The sequence below is a fragment of the Anabaena sp. FACHB-83 genome (assembly GCF_014697485.1).
GTDB lineage: Bacteria > Cyanobacteriota > Cyanobacteriia > Cyanobacteriales > Nostocaceae > Nostoc_B.
The window spans coordinates 225,168-237,036 of record NZ_JACJRY010000006.1 but is presented as its reverse complement, the minus strand read 5'-3'; the positions used below and the strand labels follow the sequence as shown (position 1 = coordinate 237,036).

The following is an 11,869-nucleotide window of genomic DNA, read 5'->3' as shown; positions in this document are numbered from 1 at the left end:
TCAGCTAGAGACGTTGTATACAACGTCTCTATAAAAGTTGATAAATCGTATTTATATCCAGAAATTATCTAGTATTTAATAATATAGAACAGATTTTGTGATCAGGTTATTTTGAAAATGTAAATTGCGAAAGCAAATAATAGTTAAGAGAATTTTCCAGACCATCAGCGAGAAAGCAGATTGATAAAACATCCTCAGAAAGACTACAAAATTTTTCTGCTTGAGTGCAACAAACGCCCAATGTAATATGAGATATTTTTTGATATCCTCCATCTTAGGAAGATGATTATGATGATTTTTATCAACTAAATTATAAATTTTCTCCTTGATTAAAATATTTGTCTCTAATCTTTTCGATACGGCGAATTTATGATTATAAGCACCCGGCCAAATGGTGCGATAAGCTAGACATTGATTCAGAAAAATAGCATCACCAAATTGGACAATTCTCAGCCAAGAATCTATATCATCACAATTCGCATCAAGTTGGGAATCCCAACCACCTGTTTTACAAAAAGCATCACGGCTACAAGCAACTTGCACAGGTGTACCAAAAGGCAATAATTCCAACAGCATTCCGTAGTGAATATCCGCTTGAGGAACAGAAAAAGCCAACCCATGTCCAAGCTGAGGAGTGCGACTGAGTTCTACTTCATGTTCATTCACCTGAGCCGCCACACAAGAGCAAATCACCGCACTTGGACAAAGAGCGATCGCCTTTGCCATCTCTTCGATACAATTATCAGCTAGATAATCATCATCATCTAAAAACTTAATCCAGTCACCACTGGCTTGTTTCACTCCTGCGTTTACCGTCGCTGCATGACCTTGATTTACCTGATTACGATGGTAAATTACTCTATCACCTAAGCTTTCTACGTAGACTTGTGTGTCATCAGTGGAACAATCATCAGCTACAATTACTTCGCAAGGAATTGTCTGGTTGATGGCAGAATCAACGGCTCGACGCAGTAAGCTGACGCGGTTATAGGTAGTGATCACAATGCTAAATTTCATAAACATCACACCTGTAGCAAAGCTTTATGCAATATAGCCTTCATTTTGGGATATGTCGGATCGGGTAAAATTTTAAATCTTAAATATTACTAGACTGAAAGTCGATTTTCGATTTATTATTGATGATTGTGGGTTTTTCAGCAGATAAGCTATGAACGCTCAAGAGATTATCCGCTCCATAGAAGCGGAACAATTAAAATCTAACTTGCCCGACATTTATGTGGGCGATACAGTCAAAGTCGGTGTGAAAATCAAAGAAGGCGACAAATACCGCGTCCAACCCTACGAAGGCGTTGTGATTGCTAAACGCAATGGCGGTATTAACGAAACTATTACAGTTCGTCGTGTGTTTCAAGGAGTAGGTGTAGAGCGCGTATTTTTATTACATTCTCCACGCATTGACAGCATTAAAGTTGTCCGCCGTGGTAAAGTACGCCGTGCTAAACTTTACTACCTGCGCGATCGCGTTGGTAAAGCAACTCGGATCAAGCAACGCTTCGACCGTCCTTTGTAATTTTTTGCTCAGGGTATGAGAGAAATCTCAATTAACAAGCGGCTTTTGCCGCTAAGTTGCTTCCCCGACAAAAATCATGTACAATCAGAATCGCAATTGCGTTAAACTAAATAAAAGTTCAGCGCAATCACCGAATCAAAACCAACCTGTGCGCTCTTAGTTCAGTTGGTAGAACGCAGGTCTCCAAAACCTGATGTCGGGGGTTCAAGTCCTCCAGGGCGCGCTCGCAAGCAAAAACAAAACCCGAAACAGTAGCACTTCTACCAGCAACGTAGTTAGTGTTTACCATTTCGGGTATAATTGTTTTATACTTTAGAGAATTTTTGCTGCAAGTCAGCAGGCTGGAATCAAAGCTGTAAACCTGAGATAAAACTAAGCAGGATATAGCTGTACAAGAAACGGGGGGATAAACAACAGTGGCGAAAAAAAATGAAGCTGAAATGCCGGAAAACACTGGCGGTCTAAACATCCAAAACTTTGTTCAAGGCACAAAAGAAGAACTTGAAAAAGTAGTTTGGCCAAGTCGCAGACAGCTAGTGAGCGAATCAGCAGCCGTGCTGTTAATGGTGACACTCTCCGCATCTTTGATTTATTTGGTGGATGGATTGTTTGCTTGGGCCGCAAAACAGGTGTTCTGATGACTTTTGCAACAGACGACCCACTTAACTCAAATTTGCAGTCAGAGGAAACAGCAGAAGCGGCGCTTAAAGAAGCGCGGTGGTATGCAGTACAAGTAGCCTCCGGCTGTGAAAAGCGCGTCAAAACCAACTTGGAACAACGCATCCAAACCTTTGACGTTGCCGACAAAATCATTCAAGTCGAAATTCCGCATACGCCAGCAGTCAAAATTCGGAAAGATGGCAGTCGCCAGCATACAGAAGAAAAAGTCTTTCCTGGCTATGTGCTAGTCAGAATGGTGCTGAATGATGATACATGGCAGGTAGTACGTAACACCTCTCATGTGATCAACTTTGTCGGCGCAGAACAAAAACGTGGCAGTGCCAAAGGTCGTGGCCACGTTAAACCAGTACCTCTGAGTTACTCAGAAGTCGAGCGGATATTTAAACAAACCACCGAACAAGAGCCAGTCCTCAAAATTGACATGGCTACAGGTGATAAAATTGTCGTGCTTTCTGGCCCATTTAAGGACTTTGAAGGCGAGGTGATTGAAGTCAGTCCAGAGCGTAGTAAACTCAAAGCCTTGCTCTCGATTTTTGGCAGAGATACACCCGTTGAATTGGAATTCAATCAGGTAGAAAAACAGAGCTAAATACAAATGGCGAAAAAAGTAGTAGCGGTCATTAAACTGGCCCTGAATGCTGGAAAAGCCAACCCAGCACCACCAGTTGGCCCCGCATTGGGTCAACATGGTGTGAACATCATGATGTTCTGCAAAGAGTACAACGCCAAAACAGCCGATCAAGCTGGTATGGTTATCCCTGTAGAAATCTCCGTTTATGAAGACCGGAGTTTTACATTTGTACTCAAAACCCCACCAGCATCAGTATTGATTCGCAAAGCAGCGAAAATCGAAAGAGGTTCCAACGAACCTAACAAAAAGAAAGTTGGTTCCATTACCAAAGCGCAATTGCGGGAAATTGCTCAAACCAAGTTACCCGACCTCAACGCCAACGACATCGACGCGGCAATGAACATTGTGGCCGGAACCGCTAAAAACATGGGCGTAACTATCACTGAATAGTACAAGAAGGCAGGAGGCAGAAGGAAAGAATATAACTTCGCACTCAGCACTCAGCACTTAAAAAACTATCGGGGGAGAAGCCAAGCTTCGCCATTGACCCCAGGAGAAAAAAATGACAAAAAAAATATCACGTCGCTTGCGAGAACTGCAAGCAAAAGTAGAGGATAGGGACTACGCGCCCATAGAAGCTTTAACACTACTCAAAGAAACAGCAACAGCAAAATTCCCCGAAGCCGCCGAAGCGCATATCCGGCTGGGAATTGATCCCAAGTATACAGACCAACAGTTGCGGACAACGGTAGCACTACCCAAAGGCACAGGGCAAATTGTCAGGGTAGCAGTTATCGCTAGAGGTGAAAAAGTCACAGAAGCAACCAACGCTGGTGCTGATATTGTTGGTTCGGAAGAATTGATTGACGAAATCCAAAAAGGGATGATGGATTTCGATAAACTCATTGCTACACCAGATGTCATGCCACAGGTAGCGAAACTAGGTAAATTACTAGGCCCCCGTGGTTTGATGCCATCCCCCAAAGGTGGTACAGTAACATTTGACATTGCAAGTGCGATCGCTGAATTCAAAGCTGGTAAATTAGAATTCCGGGCTGACCGTACAGGTATTGTTCATGTTATGTTTGGTAAGGCAGGTTTCTCCCCAGAAGATTTGTTAGTAAACTTGAAGGCGTTACAAGAAACAATTGACCGTAACCGTCCTTCGGGAGCAAAAGGCCGCTATTGGCGAACCTTCTATGTATCTGCTACGATGGGGCCTGCAATTAAAGTTGACATCACCGCTTTACGGGATTTAAAACTGACCGAAGCTGCATAAGAAATGGGAATAGGGTTGAGGGAGTAGGAGAGCAAAACCCTACTCACTACTCCCAACTCACCACTCCCCTAAAACTAAATAGTTCAAACCGGAGACAGCAGGTGCGAATAGCTTAATATCCTGCCGAGGTGAAAACTCTCACTGCCTGAAGTACTACCTACAAGGCGTAGACACTACAGCGTCAAGAGTTTTGCTGCGAAACCCCGGTTCAAAAAACTGGGGTTTATTGTTTTTGGTTGTTCAGAACTACAACACACAAGCAGGGAAATCGCTGATTTTGCCCTTGGAGGTGAAACAAGATGGGTAGAACGTTAGAAAACAAACAAGAAATAGTAGCTGACCTCAAACAATCTTTGAGTGAGTCAACTTTAGCACTGGTAATTGAATACCAAGGGCTAACAGTTGCCGAAATCACAGATTTACGGCGGCGGCTGCGTCCTACAGGCACTACTTGTAAGGTAACAAAAAATACCTTAATGGGTATTGCCATTCAAGAAGACGAAAAATGGCAACCACTGTCTGAGTTGCTGAAAGGTTCTTCTGCCTTTTTATTAGTCAAAGAAGATTTCTCTTCAGCAATTAAGGCTTACCAAGACTTCCAAAAAGCCACCAAGAAAACCGAAATGCGTGGCGGTGTCATGGAAGGCCGTCTGCTGAAAGAAGCTGATGTCAAGGCTTTAGGAGACTTGCCATCCAAAGAACAACTCATGGGTCAAATTGCTGGAGCTATCAACGCATTGGCTACCAAAATTGCTGTTGGTATCAACGAAGTTCCTGGTGGCTTGGCTCGTGCTTTGCAAGCTGTGGCTGAACAAGAACAAGGAAGCGCGGCTGAATAAAGTATGAAGTATGAAGTATGAAGTGTGAAATAAGCCGATTATTCAAAAATGGCTTATTTACTGATTTTTTTCATTCTTTAGACTTCTTTAGTCAAGAGTCAATAGTCAGTGGTAATCACAAATGACAAATGACAAATGACAAATTAACTAATCAAACATTACGGAGTTACATCAATGTCTGCAACAACCGATAACATTTTAGAACAGTTGAAATCCTTGACCTTACTAGAAGCTGCTGAATTAGTTAAGCAAATTGAAGAAGCTTTTGGTGTAAGTGCTGCTGCTCCCGTTGGTGTAGCTGTTGCGGCTCCTACTGGTGCTGTTGCTGCTGAACCTGTTGAAGAAAAAACAGAGTTCGACGTAATTCTGGAATCTGTTCCTGCTGATAAGAAGATTGCCGTACTGAAGATTGTACGTGAGTTGACTGGTCTAGGCTTGAAAGAAGCTAAAGACTTGGTAGAAGCTGCTCCTAAGCCAATCAAAGAAGCGATCACTAAAGAAGCTGCTGAAGATGCTAAGAAACGGATTGAAGAAGCTGGCGGTAAAGTTACCGTTAAATAGTTCCAGTTTCAATACTTGTTTTTAACTAAGAAGCCTATTTAGGCTTCTTTTTTGTATTGTTATTCATTATTTTTCTAGCCATAGCCACAGCAGTTATACCAATTTTATGAGAGGCTGCACTATAGAAATCCTGTAGAGATGTTGTATACAACGTCTCTACTTTTAATTCTTTCCCCTACTTTATCTGAGAATAATCCGATTACGCCCTTCAGCCTTGGCGGTGTAAAGTGCTTTATCTGCGGCCACAATCAAATCAGAAGGTGAAGATTCCCATGTAGGAGTTAGGGTAGCTACGCCGATACTCAGCGTGACATACTCATTTACCGCAGACGCATCGTGAACAATTTGTAAGTTGTTAACACCGGCTTGCATTGCCGTGGCTACATGAAATGCACCAGCAGCAGGAGTATTTGGCATAACTACAGCAAATTCTTCGCCACCATAACGAGCTACTAAATCATGATGTTTTTGTGCATTTTTGCTCAAAACAGCACCCACTCTCTGCAAACAAACATCCCCGGCTGGATGACCATATTGATCGTTATAAAATTTGAAATAATCGATATCACATAAGATTAATGACAGAGGAGATTCTTCCTGTGCTAAATTTATCCATTGAGTATTCAGATATTCATCAAAACGACGGCGATTAGCCAGACCTGTTAAGCCATCAACATTAGCAAGTTGTTGTAAAGCTAGGTTGGCTGCTTCTAATTGTTTATATACTTGCGCTTGTTGTAGTAGACGACGTAAACGCTGGCGCAAAACTGCCCAATGAATTGGCTTGGTAACATAATCAGAGGCTCCTGCTTCAAAAGCACGGTCTACAGATTCTGCATCATTCAAACTCGTAATCATTAATATAGGTGTGCGTTCCCATAATTTGGAAATCACGGTGTTGCCTGTAGCAGAGTCAGTATCAAGATTTGCCAATGCTGACATCAGGTTATTTCTGGCAATTTGGAGCAGGTTTTTACAACAAGTAAAGCCATCCATAACAGGCATGATTGCATCTAGCAATACTATGTCGGGTTTGACAGTCTCATAGGCATCTAAACACTGCTTGCCATCTGCAACCTCAACAACTCGATAGCCTTCTTGTTCCATAGCTTCACGCAACAGCAAGCGGATGGTCTTATCATCATCAGCCACCAGAATTACTGGAGGTTGTTTAGGTAGAGAAAATGAGCTTAAGCCTGACATGAATTGCGTTCCACAGAAAATGAAAGTATCGACGAAGAGTAAGCTGGAAAACCTGCATAACACAAAAAGATAGCCATTGAGTAAGATTTTGTGACAGTCAATCTTACTGGAAGGCAACTAGCTGAAAGTTCATGACCGCAGTAAAGCTTGGTCGTACTGCAATGGTCTATGTTTTGTAAGATGTTTGAACTTCCTCGTCAAGTGAGTGCTTGTTAGCACTACTGACTGATCATGGAGGGTGCGATCGCACAATTTTGCCATCATGGCTAGAAATTTTCTACCCAACCTGTCCGACTGCACAATCAATTTTTTTAGGCAAAGAGAATATTTAATCAGCTTTAGTAAAGAAAAATTTAGATAAATTGGTTTCATAGACAATTTACTGACAAGGGAAAAGCAATTTTTACTTGGGTTGCTCTAGCTTTGCAAAGAAGGCTTATGATTATATTTCCCCAGTGACGTGACTCAGTTACTATCCAGATAAAACTTTAACTCTATAAGAATTTTCATTAGATTCTCAACTGACTTTAGGCAAATACTCAGCAGATTCTTAGCTATGACAAGGTATAGCTGAGAAAACAACTAAACTAAGTCTGAAAAACGCTAGAACGTCCTTGATTACTACCTTTAGGGAAATCTCAGACCTTTAAATTGATGAGCAATTACCCAGATTAAACAGTGTTAATATCAAGCTGTACAAAAAACTTTATTTTTTAAAGGTCAACTTACTTTCGAGTTAAGTAAAATTGCTGATTTCAATCTGCATAATTGGGAGGTAACAAAAAATCATAGATAAGCTTTTAAATAATCTTTATTTAAATACTAGAATATACGAAGTCACACTTACAGAAAAATTGTTTAAATAATCTTATTACCGCTAAAATATTTAATAAAAATAAATTTAAATTAACTCAATTACTGCTATGCCAGACTCTTTAATGTATCAACAAGATAACTTTGTGGTGTTAGAAACTAACCAACCAGAACAATTTCTCACAGCATCAGAGTTATTTGACAAGCTGAAAACAGTTTTACAGACCATCAATTCTCAAGATTTACCACCAGATTTACAAAATATTGAGTCTTTAGAAGCTAGAGTTCAATATCTCATCGATACTAGTTGCGAATTGGATGTTGGTGCGGGTCAATATTTGCAGTGGTATGCAGTTCGGTTAGAAAAGTGATTGTCGGTCAATCGTCATTAGGCGATCGCACAGTCAATAGCTAATAATTAATATTTATTGCTATTGACCATTGACCGTTGACTATTGACTAGTAAGCAACGCTAACTCTATTTTATCTGCATCGGGCTGAGTGATTTTGATCTCTACTCCAGGGCCAAAGTAACTGGTCATTTTTTCTTGTTTTTGTTGCCAAACATGAATGGGTATATCAGGAGAATCAAATTCTAAAATTAAGGTGTAAGCACCATTAGTTTCCTCTTCCCTTAAACCTGTAACAATTGGTCTTTCTTCGTCGGTGGGGCTGAGACCTAAGTAAGAAAGTGCTGCATCCAAGTGAGCATCTTGACCATAACAATACCGAGTGATGTCTTTGCGGATTTTATTTTGCGTGACAGTTGCTTGCTGCTCACGCAGAGATAATACCGATGGTGCTGTGACTTGGCTGAAGGGTATTGGTTTAAGTTCATTGGCTTTGAGTGCTAGTCCCCCCAATAACAAGGGAAAACCATAAAAAAACCCCACAAGATTGAGAGTGGCATTATTCGCAGCATAGGCAATGAAGCCAACAAGGGTTAATATGCTACCAACTGTTAAACCTAGAGTTCCCAAAGAGATTTGGCGTAACATGAGCAGAAGATAATATTTATTAAGACATTAGTTTTATTATCATCGGCTATGTGTCACAGATGATGACAGCCGTATAACTTTCGTCGAGTTGTTCAAGCTTTGCCTGATTTTGCGCTAACTTTAAACTGGACTGTAGTTAATCAAAGGCAGATAAACAATGGATTTACAAACTATAAAAGAACGAGTTGCAGCAGTTCAAAGCAAACGCGACTATCTTTTGAGTCTCTTAGAACAGCCAAATTTAGGAACTTTGAGAATAGATGTCAATCAAGCTTTAGAAGAACTAGATGACTTACTTGATGAATATAAACGTACTATCCCAGAAACGGGAAATAATTAATTTGTACTAAAAATTGCGTCGGTATCTCTGATAATACAAAAGTGATGCCGACGCTTCTCAATAACAAAACATTACTAGCTCTCCACCCATGAGCCAAGGCTAAGTCAACATAGCATTTGCGCCAAATTATTTATCGCATAATTTCACTGTCGCCTCTACGTTTGCCTAATTGTCTGACTAAAGCGATGAGTTCAGAGGTTGAGACATCTTTTTTACAAAAATCATCGAAATTAGCCATTCCTGTGGCGCGAGGAGATTTAGCCTCTTCTACTGAAGAGTAAGCAAGTATTTGAGTCTGGGGAGAAATGGCTTTAATTTGACTCGAAGCACTCCACCCGTCCATGATGGGCATTTGTAAATCTAAAACAATCACATCAGGACGACAGCATTTTACCATTTCGATCGCTTCTTGACCGTTACTCGCTAACCCCACAACTTGAATATTCTCTTGACAAGAAAAAGCCAATTGTAGGGTTAGACGAGTTAGTTCATGGTCATCAACCACGAGAACACGTAACACAGAAGACTCACAGGAGAGCATTAACATTCAAGGGTAAAAAATTAGTGACAACAATGTTTATAGTTTATGAGAGCTAGTCCCGATAATTACTCTATCTTATGGTTGATAACTCCTGTTTTATCAACCAATTTACATAGAGAAAATACGGAAAAATTAAACTTTACTAAAAAAATCAAATTTTTACTAGTTATCAGTGTAGGAAAAACTCTTTTGAGCATCTAGTAAATTCGGTGTTCCGCCTGTAGAACGGAGTGCCATATTCATCAGAGTTATTTGTGAATGTGTTTCGGGACAATCATCTCCGGGACGGCGTTGGATATAAGTACCATCAGCTTGTAATTCCCAAGCTTGGCGGTTATCTGCCAGCATAATTCCTAAGATTTCTTGCAAATCTTTAGCAATATCTTGATCTTTGATTGGGGTAATCACTTCCACTCGCCGATCTAAGTTGCGGCGCATCCAGTCGGCACTACCAATATAGATTTCTTCTTGACCATTGTTGTAGAAATAATAGACGCGGGAATGTTCTAAAAAGCGACCGACAATGCTGATTATGCGAATGTTTTCACTGATGTCCTTGATTCCTGGACGTAAACAGCAAATGCCCCTAATAATCAAATCGATTTGTACACCAGCGCGGGAAGCTTCGTATAAAGTGGCGATGATTTGTGGGTCAACAAGGGAGTTCATTTTGGCAACAATGCGCCCAGAAAAACCATTTTTGACATTTTCGATTTCGCGCTGAATTAAAGACAAAAAGCGATCGCGCATATTCACAGGTGCAACTAATAATTCTCGATAGGATTTTTGCCGGGAATAGCCAGTTAAAAAATTAAACAAATCTGTAATATCAGCGCCTAATTCTTCACGACAACTAAACAATCCTAAATCGGTATATAGTCTTGCAGTTTTGGGGTTATAATTTCCTGTGCCGATATGCACATAACGACGCATTCTGTCTTTTTCGCGCCGCACTACCATCACGGTTTTGCAATGGGTTTTTAAACCAACTAACCCATAAACAACGTGTACTCCCACCCGTTCTAAACGCCTAGCCCAGTAAATATTATTTTCTTCATCAAATCGGGCTTTTAATTCTACTAAGACTGATACTTGCTTGCCATTTTCAGCCGCAGCAATTAAAGCGTTAACGATTGGCGAATCACCGGAAGTCCGGTAAAGGGTCATTTTGATGGCCAGTACATTCGGGTCATGGGCTGCATGGGTGATAAACCGCACCACTGTTGCGGAAAAAGATTGATAAGGATGGTGGACGAAAAGATCCTTTTCCCTAATCACCGAAAAAAAATCTTTGCCTTCTTCCATTTCCAACACATCTTCATCTACATTCGGTTCGCGCAACCTTTGTAGACGAGAAGGAACAACAGATTGACGGGGAGGATCTTTCAGTTCTGGCAAAGGTAAAGCCAGAAAATACATCAAATCGCGTAAACCCAATAAACCATCGACCTCATAAACATCGCTGTCGGTTAAATCTAAATCTTGTAATAACCTTGTGCGGATTGGTTCTGGGGTTTGGGATTGAATTTCGATTCTGACGGGACTACCACCAATCCGGCGTTTGCGTAATTCTTGTTCAATGGCTAACAACAAATCATCGGCTTCATCTTCTTCCAATGCTAAATCAGCATCACGGGTAATGCGGAAGGGATGGTATTCTTGGATATTCATCCCTGGAAACAGAGTGTGTAGGTTATGAGCGATCGCTTGTTCTAAAGGTACACCTGTCCAGTTGGCTGTATGGCCATTTTCTTGAATACCCAACTCTGGCGGTAAAGGCAAAAATCTGGGTAACACACTTGGGACTTTGACTCTGGCGAAAAATTCTTCTTCGGTATCTGGGTTTTTGACCACCACTGCCAAATTTAAACTGAGATTGGAAATGTAGGGGAAAGGATGGCTAGGGTCAACGGCCAAAGGAGTCAAAACGGGAAAGATTTGTTCTTCAAAATAATTATCTAAATAAGTCCGTTGTTTTTGGTTTAAATTAATGTAATCCAGGATATGAATGCCGTGGTTGGCTAGTAGCGGACGCAAGACTTCTTCAAAATGCTGATGCTGTTTAACTACTTGCGGGCTAAGGTGCAACCGAATATCATCTAACTGTTGTTGCGGGGTACGGCCATCGGGTGTTAACTGAGTTACCTTTGCTTCTACTTGTTGCTTTAAAGCAGCAATTCGCACCATGAAAAACTCATCTAAATTAGAACTGAAGATAGCTAAAAACTTCAGTCTTTCTAAAAGTGGTGTGCGTGAGTCAAAGGCTTCATGCAACACTCTGTTATTAAATTCCAGCCAGCTTAACTCTCGGTTGATATAGTATTGTGGATCATTGAGATTGATGGGATTGGCAATCTTTTTGGATTTCGGCATGACGATCTGCGGGTAGCCAGAAGTAGCCCACAAGGCTGAAGAACAATAAACATAGTAGTGGAAATTTGTAATTGCCGAGAAGTTGCTTTTTTACAAAAGTCAGATAATTGGGATTTTAAATTTGGGATTTTGAATTAAT

The 11,869-nt window shown here is 40.8% G+C and carries 14 protein-coding genes, 1 tRNA gene and 1 other annotated feature; of the genes, 10 read left to right on the top strand and 5 right to left on the bottom strand.

The genetic code is table 11. The features are described from left to right. Nucleotides 1-75: 75 nt before the first annotated feature. Nucleotides 76-1,017: a glycosyltransferase family 2 protein gene (locus H6G79_RS10195; RefSeq protein WP_190589084.1), complete on the bottom strand. Its 942-nt coding sequence runs from the start codon at nucleotides 1,015-1,017 to the stop codon at nucleotides 76-78. 151 nt (nucleotides 1,018-1,168) lie between these two features. Here H6G79_RS10195 and rplS point away from each other — a divergent pair, with 151 nt between their 5' ends. From rplS to rplL, 8 genes are all read left to right on the top strand, one after another. Further along, complete coding sequence (rplS, locus tag H6G79_RS10190) at nucleotides 1,169-1,531, top strand: 50S ribosomal protein L19 (RefSeq protein WP_190589086.1); 363 nt, start codon at nucleotides 1,169-1,171, stop codon at nucleotides 1,529-1,531. Between the two features lie 150 nt (nucleotides 1,532-1,681). Then, nucleotides 1,682-1,754: transfer RNA gene (locus H6G79_RS10185), tRNA-Trp, on the top strand. A gap of 193 nt (nucleotides 1,755-1,947) precedes the next feature. After that, nucleotides 1,948-2,169 (top strand): preprotein translocase subunit SecE, encoded by a 222-nt coding sequence (secE, locus tag H6G79_RS10180; protein WP_190589088.1) that lies wholly within the window; start codon nucleotides 1,948-1,950, stop codon nucleotides 2,167-2,169. Then, nucleotides 2,169-2,801 (top strand): transcription termination/antitermination protein NusG, encoded by a 633-nt coding sequence (gene nusG / locus H6G79_RS10175; RefSeq protein ID WP_190589090.1) that lies wholly within the window; start codon nucleotides 2,169-2,171, stop codon nucleotides 2,799-2,801. The genes secE and nusG overlap by 1 nt, the downstream gene beginning before the upstream one ends. Nucleotides 2,802-2,807: 6 nt before the next feature. Beyond that, entirely contained in the window at nucleotides 2,808-3,233 is a 426-nt protein-coding gene (gene rplK, locus H6G79_RS10170) for a 50S ribosomal protein L11 (RefSeq protein ID WP_190589092.1), read from the top strand. Nucleotides 3,234-3,345: 112 nt separating this feature from the next. Beyond that, complete coding sequence (gene rplA, locus H6G79_RS10165) at nucleotides 3,346-4,062, top strand: 50S ribosomal protein L1 (RefSeq protein ID WP_190589094.1); 717 nt, start codon at nucleotides 3,346-3,348, stop codon at nucleotides 4,060-4,062. 70 nt (nucleotides 4,063-4,132) lie between these two features. After that, nucleotides 4,133-4,299 (top strand) — a sequence feature (ribosomal protein L10 leader region). Between the two features lie 62 nt (nucleotides 4,300-4,361). Further along, nucleotides 4,362-4,901: a 50S ribosomal protein L10 gene (gene rplJ, locus H6G79_RS10160; protein WP_190589097.1), complete on the top strand. Its 540-nt coding sequence runs from the start codon at nucleotides 4,362-4,364 to the stop codon at nucleotides 4,899-4,901. 174 nt (nucleotides 4,902-5,075) lie between these two features. Then, nucleotides 5,076-5,462 (top strand): 50S ribosomal protein L7/L12, encoded by a 387-nt coding sequence (gene rplL / locus H6G79_RS10155; protein ID WP_190589099.1) that lies wholly within the window; start codon nucleotides 5,076-5,078, stop codon nucleotides 5,460-5,462. 180 nt (nucleotides 5,463-5,642) lie between these two features. On the opposite strand, the gene H6G79_RS10150 is transcribed toward rplL, so the two are convergent. Beyond that, entirely contained in the window at nucleotides 5,643-6,665 is a 1,023-nt protein-coding gene (locus tag H6G79_RS10150) for a PleD family two-component system response regulator (protein WP_190589101.1), read from the bottom strand. Nucleotides 6,666-7,588: 923 nt separating this feature from the next. On the opposite strand from H6G79_RS10150, the gene H6G79_RS10145 reads away from it, so the two are divergent. Continuing rightward, the gene (locus H6G79_RS10145) at nucleotides 7,589-7,849 is read left to right on the top strand and encodes a chlororespiratory reduction protein 7 (RefSeq protein WP_190589103.1); all 261 of its coding nucleotides are present in this window, start codon (nucleotides 7,589-7,591) and stop codon (nucleotides 7,847-7,849) included. Between the two features lie 81 nt (nucleotides 7,850-7,930). Here the strand turns inward: H6G79_RS10145 and H6G79_RS10140 are convergent, their stop codons facing one another. Next, nucleotides 7,931-8,476: a DUF2854 domain-containing protein gene (locus H6G79_RS10140; protein ID WP_190589105.1), complete on the bottom strand. Its 546-nt coding sequence runs from the start codon at nucleotides 8,474-8,476 to the stop codon at nucleotides 7,931-7,933. Nucleotides 8,477-8,633: 157 nt separating this feature from the next. Between H6G79_RS10140 and H6G79_RS10135 the strand changes: the two genes are divergently transcribed. After that, on the top strand, nucleotides 8,634-8,816 hold the full coding sequence (locus tag H6G79_RS10135; protein ID WP_190589107.1) for a hypothetical protein: 183 nt from the start codon (nucleotides 8,634-8,636) through the stop codon (nucleotides 8,814-8,816). Between the two features lie 130 nt (nucleotides 8,817-8,946). Here the strand turns inward: H6G79_RS10135 and H6G79_RS10130 are convergent, their stop codons facing one another. Together H6G79_RS10130 and ppk1 are read right to left on the bottom strand one after the other, a co-directional pair. Further along, on the bottom strand, nucleotides 8,947-9,363 hold the full coding sequence (locus tag H6G79_RS10130) for a response regulator transcription factor (protein ID WP_190589109.1): 417 nt from the start codon (nucleotides 9,361-9,363) through the stop codon (nucleotides 8,947-8,949). 156 nt (nucleotides 9,364-9,519) lie between these two features. After that, complete coding sequence (gene ppk1, locus H6G79_RS10125) at nucleotides 9,520-11,730, bottom strand: polyphosphate kinase 1 (protein ID WP_190589111.1); 2,211 nt, start codon at nucleotides 11,728-11,730, stop codon at nucleotides 9,520-9,522. Nucleotides 11,731-11,869 lie beyond the last annotated feature (139 nt).

What these genes read in the sequence shown, in the direction of transcription:
- rplK (WP_190589092.1), top strand. Translation starts at nt 2,808, where the DNA reads ATGGCGAAAAAAGTAGTAGCGGTCATTAAACTGGCCCTGAATGCTGGA.
- H6G79_RS10130 (WP_190589109.1), bottom strand. Translation starts at nt 9,363, where the DNA reads ATGTTAATGCTCTCCTGTGAGTCTTCTGTGTTACGTGTTCTCGTGGTT.
- rplL (WP_190589099.1), top strand. Translation starts at nt 5,076, where the DNA reads ATGTCTGCAACAACCGATAACATTTTAGAACAGTTGAAATCCTTGACC.
- H6G79_RS10195 (WP_190589084.1), bottom strand. Translation starts at nt 1,017, where the DNA reads ATGAAATTTAGCATTGTGATCACTACCTATAACCGCGTCAGCTTACTG.
- H6G79_RS10135 (WP_190589107.1), top strand. Translation starts at nt 8,634, where the DNA reads ATGGATTTACAAACTATAAAAGAACGAGTTGCAGCAGTTCAAAGCAAA.
- H6G79_RS10145 (WP_190589103.1), top strand. Translation starts at nt 7,589, where the DNA reads ATGCCAGACTCTTTAATGTATCAACAAGATAACTTTGTGGTGTTAGAA.
- H6G79_RS10140 (WP_190589105.1), bottom strand. Translation starts at nt 8,476, where the DNA reads ATGTTACGCCAAATCTCTTTGGGAACTCTAGGTTTAACAGTTGGTAGC.
- rplA (WP_190589094.1), top strand. Translation starts at nt 3,346, where the DNA reads ATGACAAAAAAAATATCACGTCGCTTGCGAGAACTGCAAGCAAAAGTA.
- ppk1 (WP_190589111.1), bottom strand. Translation starts at nt 11,730, where the DNA reads ATGCCGAAATCCAAAAAGATTGCCAATCCCATCAATCTCAATGATCCA.
- rplS (WP_190589086.1), top strand. Translation starts at nt 1,169, where the DNA reads ATGAACGCTCAAGAGATTATCCGCTCCATAGAAGCGGAACAATTAAAA.
- rplJ (WP_190589097.1), top strand. Translation starts at nt 4,362, where the DNA reads ATGGGTAGAACGTTAGAAAACAAACAAGAAATAGTAGCTGACCTCAAA.
- nusG (WP_190589090.1), top strand. Translation starts at nt 2,169, where the DNA reads ATGACTTTTGCAACAGACGACCCACTTAACTCAAATTTGCAGTCAGAG.
- H6G79_RS10150 (WP_190589101.1), bottom strand. Translation starts at nt 6,665, where the DNA reads ATGTCAGGCTTAAGCTCATTTTCTCTACCTAAACAACCTCCAGTAATT.